Source organism: Nostoc piscinale CENA21, from assembly GCF_001298445.1.
In the GTDB taxonomy this organism is placed as follows: domain Bacteria; phylum Cyanobacteriota; class Cyanobacteriia; order Cyanobacteriales; family Nostocaceae; genus Nostoc_B; species Nostoc_B piscinale_A.
Genome location: NZ_CP012036.1, coordinates 2603702 through 2624958, shown reverse-complemented (window position 1 = coordinate 2624958; position 21257 = coordinate 2603702). Strand labels below are relative to the sequence as shown.

Genomic DNA, 21257 nt, shown 5'->3' with positions numbered 1-21257 from the left:
CGGATAATTTGTCTTGTTCTTACTCTAAATCCCGACGACCAGGGTTACGAGCAGGATCATTTGACAAGAATCCGAAGACAAAGATAGTCACAAAGAAGGCAACAACAATATAAACAGCGATTTTTAAAGTCAGCATAGAAATATCTCCAAAGGGGGTCGGAAAAAGCTTCTCTCGGTATCTGCTATGCAGAAAAGATAGCTCCTTTATCTTACCCAAATCTTGTCTCGTTTTGAGCGCACTCTGTTGAGAGGGGAGGCTATGTTATGACTACCCCATAGAGTATGGCACAAGTTCGGATATTATCTCATGCTGTGGGTTGTTTTATGGCAGAAGGCAGGAGGTAGGAGGCAGGAGGTAGAAGGCTAAGAAGTTTTCTTATTCCTGGCATTCAAGCTTTTATAAGTTGTTGACTGGCTAATGTTGTGACGTTAATTAATGCCAGAGGTTTCCTGAACTTTTAGGGTGTGAGGGTGTGAAGGTGTGGGGTGTAGGTATTCAAAACCCTTACACCCTTATACCTCTATACCCTTACACCCAGTCTCAACAGACAATATTGGTGCGTAAGTCTAACTTCATCAGTTCACTTTCAAACCAGCCCTGGCTTGAATATATTCTGCTAGTTCGATTTTTACGGGTACAGCATTCCAAATTTCTTGGCAATATTCTTTAATGGCTCGGTCAGAAGAGAATTTACCCATCCTAGCTGCATTGAGAATTGACATTTTTTGTCCAGTGTTCTTGGTCACTGTAAGCATGATTTACTTGGTCTTGACAGTCAATGTAAGACTGGTAATCGGCAAACAGCAAATAAGGATCGTGGTACAACAGTGAGTCTACTAATGGCCGGAACAAATTAGTATCACCATACGAGAAGAATCCGGAACTGATTAGGTCAATTACTTCTTTGAGTTGCGGATTGCTATGGTAATAATCCCAAGGGTTATAGCCTTTGGATTTTAAATCATATACTTGTTCGGTTGTCAGTCCAAACAAGAAGAAGTTTTCTGCGCCTACTTCTTCGCGGATTTCGATGTTAGCGCCATCAAGTGTGCCGATAGTTAGTGCGCCATTCATGGCAAATTTCATATTGCCAGTCCCGGAAGCTTCTTTACCAGCAGTCGAGATTTGTTCGGAAAGGTCGGCGGCGGGGTAAACTCGTTGACCAAACCTGACATTGTAATCAGGTAAGAATACTACTTTTAGGCGATCGCGCATATCGGGATCATTATTAATCACATCACCAACGGAGTTGATGAGTTTAATGATTAATTTCGCCATGAAGTAGCCAGGAGCGGCTTTACCACCAAAAATAAAGGTACGGGGTGTAATTTCCAGATTGGGATTGTCTTTGAGGCGTTTATAAAGGGTGATGATGTGCAGCACATTCAAGTGTTGGCGCTTGTACTCATGCAGTCGCTTCACCTGAACATCAAACAGTGATTCAGGATTGACTTCAATCCCGTGGTTTTCCTTAATATAATTTGCCAAATAAGTCTTAATATCTTGCTTGGTTTGCCGCCATTCATCACGAAACTCAGCATCTTCGACAAAAGCTTCGAGTTGCTTTAAATCTTCTAAATGGCTAATCCAATCTGTACCGATTTTACGAGTAATTAAGTTAGCTAGTAGGGGATTGCTGACTACTATCCAACGTCGGGGTGTGACACCATTGGTTTTGTTGGTGAATTTCTCTGGCCAAAATTCGTAAAAGTCACGCAGAACATCTTGTTTGAGTAACTCTGTATGTAAGGCGGCGACACCGTTAATTGCATGGGAACCAACACTGGCTAAGTGTGCCATGCGGACGTACTTTTCCCCACTTTCATCAATTAATGATAGCCGCGCTAGGCGATCGCTATCGTCGGGATATTTAGCACGCACTTGACCGAGAAAGCGTTGGTTAATTTCATAGATAATTTGTAAATGTCTTGGCAGTAAGTGACTAAATAGTTTTAAAGGCCACTTTTCTAGAGCTTCTGGTAACAGGGTGTGATTGGTATAGCCAAAAGTATTCTGTGTAATTTGCCAAGCTTGATCCCACTCTAGTTGATATTCATCTACCAATAGCCGCATCAATTCTGCCACACCGATAGAGGGGTGAGTGTCATTGAGTTGTACAGCAAATGATTGATGAAAAGTCTCTATGGTTTCGCCTTTTTGCAAATGTAGCCGAATCATATCTTGCAAAGAACAAGACACAAAGAAATATTGTTGTTCTAGGCGCAGTTCCTTACCTTGCACCAAATCATCGTTAGGATAGAGAACTTTGGTAATATTCTCGGAAACTACTTTTTTGTTGACTGCACCGTAATAGTTCCCATCGTTAAATGCTTTAAATTCAAAAGATTCAGGCGCTTCGGCTTTCCACAACCGTAAAGTATTAGCCGTGTTGACGCGATAACCTAAGATGGGCGTATCGTAGGGAACACCTTTGACCACTTTATCGGGAATCCAACGTACCCGATAACGGCATTTTTCATCGTAATAACCTTCGGTGCGACCACCAAACTTGACTTCTATGGTTTCTTCTAGACGGGGAATTTCCCAAGGGTTGCCTAAATGTAGCCATTTATCTGTGATTTCTACTTGCCAACCATCCCGAATTTCTTGGTCAAAGATGCCAAATTCGTAGCGAATTCCATAGCCAATGGCGGGAATTTCGAGAGTTGACAGAGAGTCCATATAACAAGCAGCCAGACGACCTAGACCACCATTTCCTAGTCCTGGTTCTTCTTCAATTTCGCGCAGTTGGACAAAATCTAGCCCGGTTTCTTCCACGGTTTGACGGACTAAATCGTAAATACCCAAGTTGATTAAGTTATTGCTCAAGTGCGGCCCCAAGAGAAATTCTGCTGAGAGATAGCTGACAACTTTGACACCTTTTTTTGTATAGGCTTCCGTAGTCTTGAACCAACGTTGCAACATGCGATCGCGCACGGTGTAAGCCAAAGCCATATAATAATCGTTAGGCGTGGCTGTCCCAGGATATTTACCTTGGATGTAAAAAAGATTATCAGCCAAAGCGCGTTTGATAGTTTCTTTACTTAACCCAGTGCGATCATCTTCAAATTCACACTGAAATATTGGAGCTTGCTCAAATGTCGTCATAATTATTTCCTATCAAGAATAGAGAGTAGACAAGAGCGAAATCACCACTCCTCACCCCTAAGTCATCACAGTTGGTTTCATGCTGTTAGTTCCTTCAACCAGAGTAATGAAACAAGCAAGTACTTATTAGGTATCAAGGTGATGTGCGGTGTGATTTTTCTCTAGCTGGCTCAATAAACTCTGAGGATTGCACCTTGAGTACCTGTACCGGAAAGTTTCACCATTACAGGAGAAGCTTGATAAAGCCAATGCGAATACCCTGTTTATGACTAAAACTGTCATTCACAGGGTTGGTATAACTTAAGTCATGATTATTCTATGACTTGGTTTCTTGAAGGGAAAAAAAAGACACACTTTTCTTTAGATACAGTGGTAAAAAGAGGCAGGGGAGCAGGGAGCGGGGAGCAAGGGAGAGAATATTAATATTTCCCCAATTCCCTCTGCAATCTTGCTTCTGTCCTTCTGCATTCTGCACCCCTGCGGTCTCAATGTGCAAATTTAATGCTTAACAGCTTACCCCTGTTTCGGATAATTGCTGATTCATCCGATTTTTGACGACTTTTGCAGGTACACCCACAGCCACGGAAAATGGCGGAATATCTTTAGTGACGACTGCACCTGCACCAATGACACTACCTTGACCAATGGTTACGCCATCTAATATTGTGACTCCATGTCCCAGCCAACAATCATCTTCAATCACAATTCCTTTGCGTGTAATGCCTTGGTCTTTAATTAGTTCTAAGGGATTTGTAAAATTGTGATTGTTAGCATATATGCCGGAGTGGGCTGCAATCATACAGTTTTTGCCAATGGTAATATCTCCCGGCCCAGCAATACATACATGAGGGCCGATGAAGGTTTCTTCGTCAATATAAATTGATGTGTTGTCTAAACAACCAATATCAACATTGCGTTCAATAGCTACACCATGACCTAAATAAATTTTATTGTTGGAATGTCCTTGAGCATCAATTCTCACGCCTTTAAAAATATGCACTTTTTTACCAATGGCGATGCAATTTGTACCCAAAAATTCCACACCGTTTTGAATATAAACTGAATTGTCTAACTGAGCAAAAATACTGCGATATAACCAATTGCGGAATTTTGTGCCGAAGGCAATTGTCGGAATATCTGCTAATAAGGTTGTCAGTATTACTTCTTTGAAGCGTTGAATTTTGGAGGCATATTTTTGGTTACTCATAGCTAGATTTCTCTGGGATAATTTTCTTTGAACGAAGTGAAATATAGAAGCTTTTGGTAGATCAATTTATTTGAAACTAATCCAATGCTGAATAGGTGAGCATTGAGCCGCAATTTGTCAAGATAAAAAAGTATTTGATGAACGCTAATCTCGTTTTATCAATGAGCGATCGCTTGAGATTTTTTATCTCTTCATCAATTACTTTTGGCATTTATTTTTTGCATTTAGTATCAAGATTAATCTCAGCCAGATACTAATGCTGCTGCTAATTTTTCCAGCAAATTCCAGATAACAACATCAACTATTCAACTGTTTGATAGTTGAAATAAATTGATATCTTTATCATCAAATTGCTATGTGCAGTTTTTTAAATATGTTCAATGACCTAATTAAACAAGAACAAATTGTTTCAACAACATATATATGTGATTGCTGAAGCTCAACACCTGCTGCGGACTGTTTAACAATCACAAGATAATTGCTGCTAATTGTCTTGTTATTTTTAAGTCAATTAAAAATCAATTTTTAATTAAGGTGGAGTATCACCAACTTCAGCCATCACATTAAAGTTTACCATCGGTGCAAACAAGTATGCGCTTCCCCGACTGCAATGACGACTTTCTTGCAATAAATTTCTAGAGTATACCGCTACGCTCATGTTGCACACGGATGATTTACAACTTAACCAAGTCACGATTTCATTTAGATGGGTGGCTTTTCATAACAATTGCCTCCCAGAATAACACATTTTATTTTTGATGGATCACTCCCAAGTCTGAAGTTTTTAACAATATAATTAATTTCCTAAAGTTGGTAGTTTAAACAACATTTGTTTTATTCCAACCAGCAAGATTACAAATTTTAGATTCGTAATTTAAGATACATTAAAATAATATAAAAAAATTTTGAATAAAGCAGATGAATTCGGATTCCGTTCTCCACCCAACCTACATTTGTAGCTATAGCAATCCTAAATTATTTATAAACGTCTCTTTCCCTTGTCTTTGTTGTTCACATATCAATTAGGACTGCTATAGATTTATACTCAGCACTCACACTTCGACTCCGCTCGGTGTACAGCACTCAGCACTTATTTCAATACAGTTCCGATTAGCTTAATTCTTTGTTTCTTTCCTTTCATACAGAAACTTTCGGCACGAAACCGGATATATAGCCATAATTGCCAAATTTGTAAATCACCCAATCAGGTGAACCATCTGGACGATGTGCCTAGGATATCTCTCATTATAAATTGTGAAGTCTAGAGAAAATCCACGTTATGAGAAGGAATCCTCACAAGAAAACCAAATTTACAGACTAAGCTCCTTTAAATTAACTCCCACACTTGGTTGAAATTATGGTTGAAATTAAACAAATCGTCCAGCAAGCTTTTAGAACTGGTTATTTGAGTATCGCCGATCGCAACCAGATACAAACTTTACTGCGGCGAGATTATGACTCAGAAGACTTGGATGCTTTTATCATTTTGCAACGAGCGATCGCCTCTGGTGAAGTGATGCAAGAATCAAAACCTCGTCCAAAAACTTCTGCCACCCACCACAAGGATAGCGCATCTAATATAAAACTCGCTTATAAGATAGCAGCAGAGTTGGCTTATGCGGCGGCTCAAACTCTGACAATGCCAAAAACACCACAAGATCAGCCTTCTTTGGGTAGCTAAATATTGCTAGTCAGACATTAACCTCTCTGTTCTTGTCAGAATAGGGAGCTTTGTTGTCATTTGTTGGTCAATTATTAAATTTTGCTTACCAAGCAGACACTCAAAAAGAACTTAAAAAATGAAAAATCCGCTTGGGGCAAGGTTCTGCACTGATTGTAGTCTCAGTTTTTAATACTTAACAAAGTCATCTGTACTTTACAAACACAGTATAAAGAATTGGCAGCATTAGATAAAGAAGGTAAACAATAACCATAGCTGAACTTGGAGAATTGCTAACCTATGCAGCCAATTCGCACATTCAATGTTTCCCCGTCACTACCGCCGCGCCTGGAACCACTGCGGCGGTTAGCATATAACTTGCATTGGGATTGGAATGTTGAAACCAAAGATTTATTTCGCCGTTTAGATACAGACTTATGGGAATCTAGCCATCACAACCCAGTGTTGATGCTGGGTACTATCTCCCAAGCACGGCTGTTGGAGGTAGTAGAGGATGATGGGTTTTTAGCACAAATGGATCGCGCTGCTCGTCAGTTAGATGATTATCTCCAAGAAGGAACTTGGTATCAAAAACAACGCGCTCAAAAGCCAAAAGAATGTTATGCCTATTTTTCAGCAGAGTTTGGCTTGGTAGACTGTTTACCTGTTTATTCTGGTGGTTTGGGGGTTCTGGCTGGTGATCATTTAAAATCTGCCAGTGACTTGGGACTACCACTAGTGGGTGTCGGCTTGCTTTATCAACAAGGGTATTTTGCTCAATATCTCAACGCTGATGGCTGGCAACAAGAACGTTACCCCATCAACGATTTTTATAATATGCCTTTGCACTTAGAACGCAATCCCGATGGTTCTGAATTGCAAATTGCCGTTGATTATCCGGGGCGCAAGGTATATGCCAGGGTTTGGCGGGTACAGGTGGGGATGGTGCCTTTGTATATGTTAGACACCAACATCGAACCCAATAACCAATATGATCACGACATCACAGATCAACTGTATGGTGGCGACATTGATATGCGTATCCACCAAGAAATCATGTTGGGAATTGGTGGTGTACGGATGCTCAAAGCTCTGGGCTATGATGTCACTGCCTATCACATGAATGAAGGCCACGCAGCTTTCTCGGCGTTAGAGCGCATCCGCATCTTAATTCAAGAAGAAGGTTTGAGCTATGCCCAAGCCAAACAGGTAGTAATGTCTAGCAACATCTTTACGACACACACGCCTGTACCTGCGGGGATTGACTTGTTCCCTCCCGATAAGATTTTGTATTATCTGGGATATTACGCAGATATCTTTGGTTTGCCCAAAGAGCAATTTTTAGGGCTGGGGCGAGAAAATACAGGCGATTTATCCGGGCCTTTCAGTATGGCGGTGCTGGCGTTGAAAATGGCGACATTTTCTAACGGGGTGGCGCAGTTGCATGGTGTGGTGTCGCGGCAGATGTTCCAAGGTTTGTGGAAAAAAGTCCCTGTCGAGGAAGTGCCAATCACCGCCATTACCAACGGCGTTCATGCTCGCAGTTGTGTGGCAAAATCAACCCAAGAGTTGTACGATCGCTACTTAGGGCCAAACTGGTCATCAGTACCACCAGATAACCAACTGTGGGAACGGATGGAAGCAATTCCCGATGAGGAGTTGTGGCGCAATCACGAACGCTGCCGTTTGGATATGGTACTGTATGTGCGGGATCATCTTGTCAAACATTTACGCGATCGCGGCGCTTCCCCTTCGGAAATTGCCCAAGCCCAAGAAGTATTAGATCCCTACGTTTTAACAATTGGTTTTGCCCGTCGGTTTGCAACTTATAAACGCGCTACCCTGTGGATGCGCGATTTAGAACGCATTCAACGCATTTTACTGGGTGATAAAAACCGTAAAGTCCAATTTGTCATTGCTGGAAAAGCCCACCCCAAAGACATCCCTGGAAAAGAACTGATTCGTGAAATCAATCATTTTATCCGCGAACATCATTTAGAAAAACAAGTTGTTTTTGTCCCTAACTACGATATTCATATATCTCGGTTGATGGTGGCTGGTTGTGATATCTGGTTGAATACACCACGTCGTCCCAGGGAAGCTTCGGGAACTAGCGGGATGAAAGCCGCAATGAATGGCTTGCCAAATTTAAGTGTTTTAGATGGTTGGTGGGATGAAGCTGATTATGTCCGCACCGGTTGGGCGATCGGACATGGGGAAAATTACGAAGATCCTAATTATCAAGATGAGGTAGAAGCTAACGCCCTCTATGATTTGTTAGAGAAAGAAGTTGTGCCTCTATTTTATGACCACCGCGACGAAGATGGCCTGCCCCGGCGTTGGGTAGCCAAAATGAAAGATGCAATTCGCCTGAACTGTCCGTTCTTTAATACAGCGCGGATGGTACGGGATTATGCTCAACAAGCTTATTTCCACGCCAGCGATCGCTATCATACTTTGGTGGCTGATAATTACGCCCCAGCCAAAGAATTAGCCGCTTGGAAAGCTAAACTCAGCGACCACTGGTTTAACATCAGAATCAAAGATATTGATGTATCTGTAGGTTCCGATATTAAAGTTGAGCAAAAGGTAGCAGTGAAAGCCAAAGTTGATTTAGCTACTTTGAGTAATGATGATATCCAAGTAGAGTTATATCAAGGTGCGATCGATGCCAACGGTGAAATCGTCAATGCGGTTCCGGTTGTCATGGATTACCAAGTCAAGATGACCAAGGTTTGAGTCTCTACACTGCCGATATTGTTTATACCACCTCTGGTTTTCAAGGCTTATCCTTGCGCGTGTTACCCAAACACCCGCACTTGTCTAATGCTTATGAACCAAGATTGATTGCTTGGGCGGAGTAGAAGGCAAAAGTAGAAAGGCAAAAGTAAAAAGGAAGACTTTTACCTTTTTATTTTTCACTTTTGACTTTTATTTGGGATGACAATGTAACCTGTGGTGCGATCACCTAATACTAAGTTGCGTTGTTCTCCCCAATACCACCAGTGTGCAGCCACATAGGCACAGATTAAACTATCTAGTTTGTCTTCGATGGCTTTGAGGGCTGCACCTGTGGAAGGTAAAAGGAAAAAGTCAAAAGGAAAAAGATGAGATTGTGGTGCTTTCAGACTAGGTTCGAGAATAGGTAAAACTTCGAGAATATATTGATAAAGTTTGATTAATTCTAAGCGACGCTCATTGATGCGTCCTTTTTTATATTTAAGAATGCGTTCTAAATTAAATAAATGCACAATTGCTGGGTGCGGAAAAACTTCTATTTGATATCTACCAAGTGTTTTTGCTGCTATCGTTGGTGCATGAGCAAAACCACGTGATTCTAATTCTAAGCCAAAGTTAATTGTCCGCTCGGCAAAAGCTAAATTTTGATTAGCAGGATAGCAGCCGGCGTGATATTTGCCAAAGTATTTATGAGTGAGTTTATCGGGGAGACGGCTACTTGTAGCGTTAGGAATCAAAGTCGGTGCATCAACTGCAATCATCGCTGGTGCTTCTGGTTGTACCCAGGTATCTATCCAAGTTAAAATATCGGCGATCGCATCTTGGCGATCTAAATCTAGTAATTGCAATTGTCCATCGATTAATTCTAAACAGCACAAGCCACTTGGTTGCGATTTCCAACCTAGATCAATCCCAAGAAATTTCATTTATAACTAACTAATTTATTTGTCAATACAATTGCACTATAGCAATCATCTGAGATTTTGCAAAATCGACGTTCAAATCCCCGACTTCTTCAAGAAGTCGGGGATATTGTAGTAAACACAATTGTATTTACAAGTAAGCAAAGAAATCAATATTGATTTCTCTGCTTGATCAACTTACTTTATTGAAAGGAAAAAGAAGACTTTTTCCATTTGTTCAAAATCTCATTAGTATTGAGTTTGAGAACCTTGGCCGCCGTAACAATCTTGTCCGGGTAAACACTTGGCAAATGGTGTTACTGTAATAATATTACCTACAACTAGACGTGCTGATGGTTGTTGTGAAATTATTGGCGATGACATTTCAGGTGATGATTCTTCTGCTGGGGATACTCCTTGAGTTGGTTGTTGACCACGACCATAATATTTACATCCTCCAGCTAAAAATTCTTGTTTTTCTGGAGATAAATCCACAAATAAATCGGATACTTTTGTTTGAAACAACATAATCTTGACCTCACTTACGTTACATAGGTATTTGTTAATTACCTATGCTTAATTTATAGACATATTTGTGAAATCAAAAATTATTCTTTGGTTATAAAAAAATAAATACATATTCTATCTTTAGAGGTTGAATAACAATGTTTAAATCCCTAGTTAGACATTTGAGAAAAATTTATTGCATCTTTTTGGATAATCAATATAATTAATCAGCGCCTTTAGTTATACATTCGTGAACAACAAGATACCCGATTTCTGAAAGAAGTCGGGTATCTGACATTGATGCTAAGTTATACCAATTCACAATTCGCAATTCGCAATTCGCAATTCGCAATGACGCACGCTCGCTACCGCTTCGCTAACGCAATTAACAAACTTAGATTTAGCAAGGATTTTAGGGTTTACATCTGTATCAGATTTTTCGTGAAATGGTATGACCCCTCTTTTGTTATTACGGGGAGAGAAAAATACTAATCCACTTATGAATGTTAAACAAATTAAAGAATTGAGCGATCTCCAGCTCACTTTATCATTTAAACACCCTTGTTGAGAATAAACGTAAAACTAGGAGTTTCGGATTATTTTCTGCCGAAGGTAACAAAAGAGGGATTACTTTAAGTTAATTCCAGTCGTCCACGATAGCCAGTGACAATGCGGCTACCATCCTTGAGAATGTGGATTTCGATTTGGTCACTAGCCCAAGTAATTTGGTCGGCTAAAGCAGGGTTAAAAACGGTTACTCTTTGATTACTGGAAGAAACAGGGGAGTTGGGAGAATTAATCGCCAGGGATTCGACAAATGGCCCATCAATTACAATATCTAATTGTTCTAATAATTCTTGTGAACCTGGAGGTGCGGAGTCGGACTGGAGTTGCTTGAGAGTAAAACCTGTAAAAGACATCACATTTAAGCCAGCAGCTTTCAATTTACGTGCTAAAGCGGCTAAAGCAGATGCTTGCCAAAAAGGTTCACCACCAGAGAAGGTAACACCTGTGTTTTGTGGTTTACTGAGAATTTGCTCGGCGAGGGTATCAACAGCAATCAGTTGGTTAATCTCAAAGGGCCAAGACTCAGGATTAAAGCAACCAGGACAGGCGCGGGGACAACCTTGCACCCAAATCACAGCACGACAACCAGGGCCATTCACTTCTGACTCGTCAACATAACCCATAATGTTGAGATAGCCAGGGGGAATTTCTAGAAGTGTTGGTGATGGGTAAGTTGGTTGCGTTTCCATCTGTTTCCTCCTGTGCTGAAATTACCCAATACTCTTGATGTGTTGATTTGGAATTATGCGGTGCGATCGCAATCAAAACCTACATCAAAGCAATTATCGCTATCAGTCACTCGACATACTGCATTTGATTTGACTAAACGGCCATTCTCAATAATTCCATCAACATTGAACCCGAAAAAAATGAGGAACTTGTGAAGATACCTCGCCTAACCCGTGAAACAGGTTTTTTTGCAGAAATCAAAAATGATTGACTATACAATTCAATTCGACAATCAAACCAAATTACTATCTCTGCGTTATATTTATTAATAATATTCTAATTTTATGAAAATCGTTTCACTTTGATCCCCGGAAATTTTTTAATAAATTATAAAATCAAGAGACATTATGTATGATCAATCGATGAAAATTCTATTGGTTGATGATCAGCCTACTGATTTAAATTTTTTAACTCAAATTCTTGAAGGTGAAAATTATCAAGTACAAAAAATCACTTCAGGTAAACTGGCAATTGACGCAGTACTCAAAACATTACCTGATTTAATCTTACTTGACATTCTCATGCCAGAAATGGATGGTTATGCAGTCTGTCAATATCTCAAAACTCAGCCACAAACTCAAAATATTCCGGTGATTTTGCTCAGTTCTACAGAAACTTTACTGGATAGAGAGAAATTCTTTGAATTAGGGGCTGTTGACTATATTACCAAGCCACTATGCGCTCCAGAAATTCTCATCCGTGTGCAGAATTGCATTCATCGTCGCATTCAGCCTCAGCAAATAAAGTTGGCATCAACACCAACAGAGGATACATTTCAGGCACAAGCTTTACAACTACTTAATAGTAAACTCCGTAACCATAACTTAGTATTAACGGAATTAGCCAAAAATCAGATATTGTATCAAGGTGATCTCAAAATAGCATTTGGAGCAATTACAGAAGCAGCTACTAAAAATTTAGAAACTGAACGAGCTAGTATCTGGTTATATAATCAAACTGCAACTGCGATTTCTTGTCGGGATTTATTTGAGCAAAATCATCAGCGTCATAGTGAAGGGCGTACTTTAGCTGTAATAGATTATCCGATTTATTTTCAAGCTTTGCAGCAAGAAGAAATCATTGTGGCGGAAAATGTTCAAACTGATCCGCGGACTCAAGAATTTGCTCAACCTTATGCAGCCCTCAACGTTATTTCGATTTTAGATATACCGATTCGATCAGCCGGAAAAACGGTGGGAGTTTTGTGTTTAGAAGCGGTGGGAAGATTGCGGACTTGGACATTAGAAGACCAAAACTTTGCCCGTTCCCTGGCAAATATAACATCTTTAGTACTGGAAGCACGGGAACGTCAACGCGCTGAAACCGCGCGTCAAGCGTCGGAAGCCAAGTTAGCATCCGCCTTTAAAGCTTCTCCTGACCCAATTGTTTTGTGTCAACTGCCCGAAACTCGCTACATCGAAGTTAATGATAGTTTTTGTCGGTTATTTGGTTATTCTCGTAACCAAGTCATTGGTCACACTGATCAAGAATTGCAGATTTGGGCTAATTCGCAAGAAAGTGTGTTTCTGACACAAATTTTGCAACAAACTAAATCTTTACGCAATTATGAAGTTGATTTCCGTACCGCTAATAGAGAAATCAAAACTATGTTATTCAGTGCGGAAATGATTGAAATTGATGGGCAGAAATATGTGTTAGCCACAGCTAAAGATATTACAGACCGGAAACAGGCAGAAAATGAAAGTCGGCTACTATTGTTAACATCTCAAGCTATTACCCGCGCGGTGGATGTGAATAGTGCTTTAAAGGTAGTTTTGCGTTTAATTTGTCATTCTATTCACTGGGATTTTGGCGAAGTATGGCTACCGAGTAAAGACGGGAGACGTTTAGAACATAGTTTAGTTTGGTATGGAGAAGAAAGCAGCTTAGGACAATTTTCTCTCAATAGCCAAACAGTCAAGTTTGTTGTAGGTGAGGGGCTACCTGGGCGGATTTGGCAAAATAAACAACCAGAATGGATTGAAGATGTTGCTGCGGCTACACAACCAGTATTTTTGCGATCGCCACAAGCTGCCCAAGTAGGATTAAAAGCAGCCTTTGGTGTGCCAATTTTAGCTGATGGTGAAGTTTTAGCAGTTTTAGTATTCTTTAAACGTAGTGCTGCATCAATTGATAAGCGGTTACTGATGTTGGTTGGGGCTGTGGCGACTCAGTTAGGCAGTTTAATTCAGCGCAAAATGATCGAAGCTGCCCACAGAAAAAGTGAAGAACGTTTACAACTCGCCTTAGAAGCCAGCGACTTGGGTTTGTGGGATTGGAATCTAATTACAGATCAAGCTTACTGTGGCTGGCAGTGGAAACACATCATGGGATACGAAGGCCATTATCTAACAAATATTTCCCAAGCACTTGAGCAATATATCCATCCAGAAGACTTACCAAAAGTCAGTTCTGCTTTAAAGGCGCATCTGCAAGGAGTGAGTGCTGTTTATGAAGTTGAGTATCGGATGCGCGGTGCCAATAATGAATGGAAATGGATTCATTCTCGCGGAAAAATTGTTGAATGTGATGATTGGGGTCAACCTGTGCGGATGATCGGTACTCATAAAGATATTACAGAACGCAAAACTTTAGAACGAGAACTGGCACTGCGAGAAGCGCGTCTTAATGCCTTTTTTAGTAGTGCGCCTGTAGGGATGAAAATACTTGATCATCAATTGCGCTATGTGCAGGTTAATCAAGTTTTAGCTGACATTCACGGATTAGCCCCAGAAGAACATATTGGCAAAACAGTATATGAAGTTATACCCCAAATTGCACCATTAGTAGTGCCATTTTACGAACATATATTATCGACTGGTGAAAAGATTCTGAATATAGAAATTTGTACATCCACACCCAAGCAACCAGAAATATTGAGTTATTTTTTAACTTCTTATTTTCCGATTCCTGATGAAGACAATCGGATTTCGGGAGTAGGTACAGTGATAGTAGACATTAGCGATCGCAAACGGGCAGAACTGGCTTTACAAGAAAGTCGGCTACGCTATCAAACTTTAGCCGATGCTTCACCCGTCGGCATCTACCATACTAACAAATTAGGTCATTGTATCTATCTTAATCAGCGTTGGTCAGAAATTACGGGTTTACCACAAGCAGAAGCAATGGGTACTGGCTGGTCACGAGCCTTGCATCCAGATGATCGCGATCGCGTTTTTGCTACCTGGAATGAAGCCGCCGCCGCCAAATCTTTATATACTTGTGAACATCGTTTTCTGCGTCCTGATGGGAAAAGCGTTTGGGTGATTTGCCAAGCCATACCAGAACTTGATGAACATGGAGAAATTACCGGACACATAGGGACAATTACGGATATTACCGAGACTAAACTCGCAGAAGCCGCTTTGCGGGAGAGTGTCGAACGGGAAAAAGCAATTGCCCAAGTTATTCAAAGAATGCGCCAAACTTTAGATTTACAGACAATTTTTGCTGCGACAACTGAAGAACTACGCCAAGCATTAAATTGCGATCGTGTGGTTGTCTATCGTTTTAATCCTGATTGGAGTGGTGAATTTGTCTCAGAATCAATGAGTGAAGGTTGGATTTCTTTAATGTTAGAACAGATCAGCGATCCCATCATTGCCAACGATGTTTTAGAAGATGGTCGCTGTCTAGAAACAATTTTGCAAAGGGCAGCTTATCCTATTCAAGATACTTATCTGCAAGCAAACCAAGGCGGTGTTTATAGTCAAGATGCGAATTTTCGGTGTGTAGCAGATATTTACACGGCAGATTTTGATTCTTGTTATTTAGATTTATTAGAACGTTTTCAAGCTAAAGCTTATATTATTGTGCCAATTTTTTGTGGTAGCAAACTGTGGGGTTTACTCGCCAGTTATCAAAACTCTAATCCGCGACAATGGAAAACAGGTGAAATTAATATTGTTGTTCAAATTGGCAATCATTTGGGAATTGCCTTACAACAAGCCGAACTACTAGCACAAACCCAAAGACAATCACAAGCATTACAAGCCGCCGTGATTACTGCTGATGCTGCCAACAAAGCCAAAAGCGAATTTCTCGCCAATATGAGCCACGAATTACGGACACCACTCAACGCAATTCTTGGCTTTACCCAAGTTATGAGTTATGACAGTCAACTGTCAACAGAACACCAAAAACACCTAGCAATTATTAATCGTGCTGGCGAACATCTGCTGAATTTAATTAACGACATCTTAGAAATGTCTAAAATTGAAGCTGGCAGAACCACATTAAATATCAGTCATTTTGATTTAATTACTCTATTAAATAACCTAGAAGAAATGTTGCGGTTGCGTGCCGAATCAAAAGGTTTACAACTACATTTTGAATACGCACCACAACTACCCCAATATGTACAAACAGACGATAACAAACTGCGGCAAGTTTTACTCAATCTTTTAGGCAATGCAATAAAATTTACTACCCAAGGTAGCGTGATTTTGCGTGTCAAATTAGCCCAACAACCCCAAGAATACACAGAAAATATTTACCCCCATTCCCTCATATTCGAGATACAAGATACAGGTGTTGGTATTTCTCCCCAAGAAATTGATTTGTTATTTCAAGCCTTTGAACAAACTGAAATTGGACGCAAATCTCAACAAGGAACTGGACTAGGTTTAGCAATCAGCCGTAAATATGTGCAGTTGATGGGAGGAGATATCACTGTTACCAGTCAAGAAGGTGTTGGCACTACTTTTACCTTTCAGATTGATATTGGTTTCGCCTCAACTAGTCAACTTGCAATCAGACAAAATCAGCGTCGAGTTCTTTGTTTAGCACCAGGACAACCCGAATACCGAATTTTAGTTGTAGATGATGTTTTAGAAAACCATTTGGTACTAGTTAAATTGTTACAACTTAGAGGTTTTGTAGTGCGTGAAGCTACAAATGGACAGGAAGCTATTAACTTATGGCAGGGATGGCAACCACATCTGATTTTTATGGATATGCGTATGCCTGTGATGGATGGTTATGTAGCAACAAAGTTAATTAAAACTGCAAATGAAACGGCAATTTCTTCGTCATTGAAAACGATTATTATTGCTTTAACAGCCCATGCTTTTGAAGAGCAAAGAGCAGCTATCCTCTCAGCAGGCTGTGATGATTTGATTAATAAGCCGTTTCGTGAATCAGAAATATTGGAAAAAATTCAACAATATTTAAATGTTCAATATATTTATCAGGAAGAACCTCAGCCCGCGATTAATGAAATCCAATCAAATATCAGCCATAATAATATACACCAAGAGGTATTAGATTGGTTAGCTCAAATGCCAGATGAATGGCGGGGCGAATTACATCATGCTGCGGCTCAGTGTAGTGATGATCTCATCTTAAATTTAATGTCGGAAACTCCGGTTGAAAATCCTATATATCAAAAGTATTTAACCGATTTAGCGCAAAACTTTCGGTTTGAAATCATTATGGATTTAGCAAGTCAGAAATCAAATATAATTAAATGATAATATTGCAGCAATTACCAGAGTTTCATTAATTGTCTGCTCTGTAAAAACAAATCAAATCTATGGATATCTTTTTCACTTTCAAAAGCGGCAACTGGTAAATAATAAAATTGGACTTTAGTCATGTATAGAAAATAATAGTCTGCTTTTTTGACGACTTGAATAAAGTGCGAGTAATTAATTTTAACAATACTGCCATCTTCATAAAAGACTGCAAAGAAATTTTCATCAATTTCACAGTAGCGATTTTGAAACTCTAATGTAGAATTGCGCTTTTGTGGTTGAAAAAACAAAGGTAAGGAAACAAAATACGCTCCTAAGCCGACAAAATATATTAACCACCAATCAAAGCGATTTTGTAAGACGGAAAAAACAATATTGATAATTAACAAAATTGCTAAGAGAATAAAAATAAATTTCATCCGCCTGTAATAGAAAAAAGTTAAGAGTGCGCCTAATTCTTTTGGTGTAATTTGAAAAGTTTTGGTTTTGATATACATTCTATTTAAATCACTGGTAAGAAAATTTGAGAATTGCGATCGCCACCACAATGTACTGTCAATGTGATAACTTGAGCATTGCGTAAATCATTGCTGTTCAGCACTGCACCATTACCAGAGTTCATAGCATAAGCAGGAAAACAAGCCGCACTCAAACTCAAACGCAAAGCATTACCTTTGGCAATGCGTACACAAGTTGTTTGCAGTTGAATTTTAATCGGCACAGCAGTGTTTTGTGGACAATGTATATAGCCCTGAGTCAGATTATATACTTTGCCATCAGGCTGTACTTGCGATAACACAGCGCATACATCATAACTAGGTTGGTCAGCATAGCAATCAATTTCTACTACTACCTCCCCTAAAATATGCAGGTCTTCGGTGAGTAGTGTACTAGTATAAGTTAACACATCCGAACGACAATCAAGATGCGATCGCTCAAATACACCTGCTGATAAGCCAGCATGACCGCCTAAAGACGGTACAGGTCGCCAAGGGTCGTGGACTAATACATCAACAGAATTTTGGATTTGGGATTGGGGATTTTGGATTAAAATTCCTGAGTCTTCACGGATGCTGGCGAGTCCGGTAGTTGACAGAAAATAAGATTTTTGGTTAGCTGTATTTAAGTTAGGGAAAGTGTGCCAAATATTACTTCCCATTTCAAACAAGCAAATAGAAGACTCCCGCAATAAGCCTGTATCTATATCTTTCAAAAATTGATCAAACCAGCGAATTTGCATCCTATCTACAGGGCTGGCGGCTTTCGCACCAAAGTCAACTTCGCCGACTTTTCTTCCCCAAGGCAAATGCGCCCAAGGGCCGACTAATAAATGTTGGGGTTGGGTGCTGCGGGCTGCCATATCTTGATAAAAACGTAGAGTACCACGCAGATAAGTATCAAACCATCCACCAATATGAAATATAGGCAAGTCCACAGCTTGTAAGTGGCGCTTGGGTGAAAGTTCTTCCCAATAATTATCTGCTTGGGGATGGGCTACCCATTCATGATAAAACGACTCTGGGGCAAGTTGTTGGAGAATTTCGGGATTATTTAGCGGTAAGTTGCGTGCCGCAGTCAATAAAGCTTGATAAGCTGTGTGATCATGGCGTAGACGCGCGGTTTCTGTAGCTAATTGAATTGCCCAAGCAAGATTAGTTTGTAAACAGAATGCGCCACCTTCATAAGCCCAATCTGTATATAAATCATAACCAATCATGGCTGGACAAATTGTTTTTAAAGCACTGGGTTTAGCAACTGCGGCGTAGAGTTGGGTCATTCCTTGATAAGAAAAACCATACATCCCGACTTTGCCATTACTACCCGGTAAATGGGCTGCCCAATAAATGCTATCTTCACCATCAGCAATTTCATGGGCAAATAACTTAAATTCCCCAGCCGAAGTACCGCGTCCACGAACATCTTGAATCACGACAATATAACCTTGGGCAGCATACCAACTGGGATGGGCATAGACTACAGTTGATGCGATCGCTCTACCATAAGGTTGTCGCATTAATAATACCGGAAAACTCTCTGCGGCATCAGGGCGATAAATATCTGCATCCAGTCTGACACCATCGCGGGTGTACATAGATGCAGTTTGTTTAGGAAGAACTCTATACATAAGTAGTTGCACAAAATTACATTAGGGAACAAGCAACAGGAAGAGAATGTGTGTAATTTCTGTGTGATTACTTAATACAAGCACAGATGAGTAATGGCGTGTCTAGACTAAAATATTGCATTAGATTGGAAAAATTAACCGCAGATCCACGCGGATAAACGCAGATGAAATCGGTTTTTTAATGCAACATTTTAAAGCTAGACACGCTACTAATGTTTACTCAGCACTCATCACTCTTCATGCACCTTCGCGTAATTTATCTAACACGCCACGGTCTTCTAAGGTTGAAGTGTCACCAGAAACTTCTTGTCCAGCCGCTAGGTTACGCAACAAGCGCCGCATAATCTTGCCCGATCGCGTTTTGGGTAAAGCATCGGTAAAGCGGATTTCTCCGGGACGGGCGATCGCACCAATTTCCTGCACGACGTGTTTTTTCAGTTCCTTACTTAGTTCCTCGCTTGGTTGATGCGTACCTTCTAAAGTCACAAACGCCACAACATCCTCACCTTTGAGTTCATCTGGCTTACCAACAACCGCCGCCTCTGCAACGGCTGGGTGAGAAACTAACGCTGATTCAATTTCCATTGTGCCGAGGCGATGTCCTGACACGTTCAACACATCGTCAACTCGTCCCATCACCCAGAAATAACCGTCTTCATCTCGTCTCGCACCATCGCCAGCAAAGTATGTATACTTGCCATCTTGGGGCGGAATATGTTCCCAATAGGTGCGGCGGAAGCGTTCAGGATCACCGTAAACAGTCCGCATCATTCCCGGCCAAGGATGACGCACTGCCAAATAACCGCCTTCGTTATCGCCTAAAGAGTTCCCATCTAAATCAACGATGTCTGCCAAAATTCCGGGGAAAGGACGTGTCGCGGAACCGGGTTTAGTCGGAATTGCCCCTGGTAAGGGTGTAATCATAATTCCGCCTGTTTCAGTTTGCCACCAAGTATCGACAATCGGACAGCGATCGCCACCAATCACGCGGTGATACCACATCCAAGCTTCGGGGTTAATTGGTTCGCCGACAGTTCCCAATAAGCGCAGTGAAGACAAATTGCGCGATTTAGGATGGTGTTCGCCCATCTTAATAAACGCCCGAATCGCCGTCGGTGCAGTGTAGAAAATATTCACACCGTATTTTTCTATGACATCCCAGAAGCAACCAGGATTAGAAGCACGGGGCGCACCTTCATACATCAGCGTGGTTGCACCGTTAGATAATGGCCCATAAACAATGTAACTATGTCCGGTAATCCAACCCACATCGGCAGTACACCAATAAACATCAGTGTCTTGCAAGTCGAATATCCATTTGGTAGTCATGTGGGTGTACAAGTTATAACCAGCAGTGGTATGCACAACGCCCTTGGGTTTACCTGTACTGCCAGAAGTGTAGAGAATAAACAGCATATCTTCGCTGTCCATTGGTTCCGCCGGACAATCAGCCGAGACACCTTTTTGTAAATCGTGCCACCAATGGTCACGTCCGCCCAACTGCATATAAATATCTTGTCCGGTGCGCTTGACTACCAAGACATTTTCTACAGAAGGAACAGCGCCATCTGCCAAAGCTTTATCGACTTGTTCTTTCAGGGGAACGATCGCATCTTTACGCCAACCACCATCAGCAGTCACAACTAATTTAGCTTGGGCATCAATTAAGCGATCGCGTAAAGCTTCGGCACTGAAACCACCAAATACCACACTATGGGGTGCGCCAATTCTGGCACAAGCTAACATAGCGATCGCCGCTTCCGGTATCATCGGCATATAAATACCCACGCGATCGCCTTTTTGGACTCCCAACTGTTTTAATACATTGGCAAATTGGCAAACTTCTCGATGTAGTTGGGAGTATGTCAAAGTCCGGGAATCTCCTGGCTCACCTTCCCAAATCAACGCCGCTTTATTCTTGCGCCAAGTTGTGAGATGTCTATCTAAACAGTTGTAAGAAATATTCATCTTGCCACCGACAAACCACTTCGCAAACGGTGGTTGCCAATCTAGAATGGTGTGCCACTTTTCAAACCAATGCAATTCAGTTTCCGCTAAATCTGCCCAAAATTTTTCCGGGTCAGCCTTGGCTTTATCGTAAAGTTGTTGATAATCTTCTAAGCTTTTAATATGGGCGTTTTGCGAGAATCCCGCAGCCGGCTGGAATAAACGCTTCTCTTGTAGGATTGATTCTATAGTTGGTTGAGACATAGTTGATCAGCACAATCACTATATGTT

The 21257-nt window shown here is 40.8% G+C and carries 12 protein-coding genes and 2 pseudogenes; 3 read left to right on the top strand and 11 right to left on the bottom strand.

Annotated elements, in window-relative coordinates; translation table 11 throughout:
• Positions 1-19 precede the first annotated feature (19 nt).
• The 5 genes and pseudogenes from ACX27_RS30850 to ACX27_RS34875 form a co-directional block, all read right to left on the bottom strand.
• Complete coding sequence (locus ACX27_RS30850) at positions 20-136, bottom strand: photosystem II reaction center protein I (RefSeq protein WP_015114068.1); 117 nt, start codon at positions 134-136, stop codon at positions 20-22.
• 440 nt (positions 137-576) lie between these two features.
• Positions 577-3109, bottom strand: a pseudogene (locus ACX27_RS11515) (glycogen/starch/alpha-glucan phosphorylase).
• Positions 3110-3614: 505 nt separating this feature from the next.
• Entirely contained in the window at positions 3615-4316 is a 702-nt protein-coding gene (locus tag ACX27_RS11510; RefSeq protein WP_062292271.1) for an acyltransferase, read from the bottom strand.
• Between the two features lie 76 nt (positions 4317-4392).
• Complete coding sequence (locus ACX27_RS34880) at positions 4393-4527, bottom strand: hypothetical protein (RefSeq protein ID WP_256364392.1); 135 nt, start codon at positions 4525-4527, stop codon at positions 4393-4395.
• Between the two features lie 318 nt (positions 4528-4845).
• Positions 4846-4974: a hypothetical protein gene (locus ACX27_RS34875; RefSeq protein WP_256364391.1), complete on the bottom strand. Its 129-nt coding sequence runs from the start codon at positions 4972-4974 to the stop codon at positions 4846-4848.
• Between the two features lie 699 nt (positions 4975-5673).
• Between ACX27_RS34875 and ACX27_RS11505 the strand changes: the two genes are divergently transcribed.
• A complete protein-coding gene (locus tag ACX27_RS11505; protein ID WP_062292268.1) occupies positions 5674-5997 on the top strand; it encodes a hypothetical protein in 324 nt (107 codons plus the stop codon).
• A gap of 279 nt (positions 5998-6276) precedes the next feature.
• Positions 6277-8840, top strand: a pseudogene (gene glgP / locus ACX27_RS11500) (alpha-glucan family phosphorylase).
• Positions 8841-8894: 54 nt separating this feature from the next.
• On the opposite strand, the gene ACX27_RS11495 reads toward glgP, so the two are convergent.
• From ACX27_RS11495 to ACX27_RS11485, 3 genes are all read right to left on the bottom strand, one after another.
• Complete coding sequence (locus ACX27_RS11495) at positions 8895-9641, bottom strand: DUF429 domain-containing protein (RefSeq protein WP_062292263.1); 747 nt, start codon at positions 9639-9641, stop codon at positions 8895-8897.
• Between the two features lie 225 nt (positions 9642-9866).
• Positions 9867-10145: a hypothetical protein gene (locus tag ACX27_RS11490; protein WP_062292260.1), complete on the bottom strand. Its 279-nt coding sequence runs from the start codon at positions 10143-10145 to the stop codon at positions 9867-9869.
• 611 nt (positions 10146-10756) lie between these two features.
• Positions 10757-11380: a 4Fe-4S single cluster domain-containing protein gene (locus ACX27_RS11485; RefSeq protein ID WP_062292257.1), complete on the bottom strand. Its 624-nt coding sequence runs from the start codon at positions 11378-11380 to the stop codon at positions 10757-10759.
• Positions 11381-11767: 387 nt separating this feature from the next.
• On the opposite strand from ACX27_RS11485, the gene ACX27_RS11480 reads away from it, so the two are divergent.
• Positions 11768-16891 (top strand): PAS domain S-box protein, encoded by a 5124-nt coding sequence (locus tag ACX27_RS11480; RefSeq protein ID WP_062292255.1) that lies wholly within the window; start codon positions 11768-11770, stop codon positions 16889-16891.
• A 14-nt stretch (positions 16892-16905) separates the two neighbouring features.
• Here the strand turns inward: ACX27_RS11480 and ACX27_RS11475 are convergent, their stop codons facing one another.
• The 3 genes from ACX27_RS11475 to acs form a co-directional block, all read right to left on the bottom strand.
• On the bottom strand, positions 16906-17391 hold the full coding sequence (locus ACX27_RS11475) for a YcxB family protein (RefSeq protein WP_062292252.1): 486 nt from the start codon (positions 17389-17391) through the stop codon (positions 16906-16908).
• A gap of 5 nt (positions 17392-17396) precedes the next feature.
• Entirely contained in the window at positions 17397-19019 is a 1623-nt protein-coding gene (locus tag ACX27_RS11470; protein WP_062292249.1) for a CocE/NonD family hydrolase, read from the bottom strand.
• A 237-nt stretch (positions 19020-19256) separates the two neighbouring features.
• Entirely contained in the window at positions 19257-21230 is a 1974-nt protein-coding gene (gene acs / locus ACX27_RS11465; RefSeq protein WP_062292245.1) for an acetate--CoA ligase, read from the bottom strand.
• Between the last annotated feature and the right edge of the window lie 27 nt (positions 21231-21257).

Coding starts and splice junctions, on each gene's coding strand:
- ACX27_RS11485 (WP_062292257.1), bottom strand. CDS start 11,380: ATGGAAACGCAACCAACTTACCCATCACCAACACTTCTAGAAATTCCC.
- ACX27_RS11470 (WP_062292249.1), bottom strand. CDS start 19,019: ATGTATAGAGTTCTTCCTAAACAAACTGCATCTATGTACACCCGCGAT.
- ACX27_RS11490 (WP_062292260.1), bottom strand. CDS start 10,145: ATGTTGTTTCAAACAAAAGTATCCGATTTATTTGTGGATTTATCTCCA.
- ACX27_RS11480 (WP_062292255.1), top strand. CDS start 11,768: ATGTATGATCAATCGATGAAAATTCTATTGGTTGATGATCAGCCTACT.
- ACX27_RS34880 (WP_256364392.1), bottom strand. CDS start 4,527: ATGCCAAAAGTAATTGATGAAGAGATAAAAAATCTCAAGCGATCGCTC.
- ACX27_RS30850 (WP_015114068.1), bottom strand. CDS start 136: ATGCTGACTTTAAAAATCGCTGTTTATATTGTTGTTGCCTTCTTTGTG.
- ACX27_RS11495 (WP_062292263.1), bottom strand. CDS start 9,641: ATGAAATTTCTTGGGATTGATCTAGGTTGGAAATCGCAACCAAGTGGC.
- ACX27_RS34875 (WP_256364391.1), bottom strand. CDS start 4,974: ATGAGCGTAGCGGTATACTCTAGAAATTTATTGCAAGAAAGTCGTCAT.
- acs (WP_062292245.1), bottom strand. CDS start 21,230: ATGTCTCAACCAACTATAGAATCAATCCTACAAGAGAAGCGTTTATTC.
- ACX27_RS11505 (WP_062292268.1), top strand. CDS start 5,674: ATGGTTGAAATTAAACAAATCGTCCAGCAAGCTTTTAGAACTGGTTAT.
- ACX27_RS11475 (WP_062292252.1), bottom strand. CDS start 17,391: ATGTATATCAAAACCAAAACTTTTCAAATTACACCAAAAGAATTAGGC.
- ACX27_RS11510 (WP_062292271.1), bottom strand. CDS start 4,316: ATGAGTAACCAAAAATATGCCTCCAAAATTCAACGCTTCAAAGAAGTA.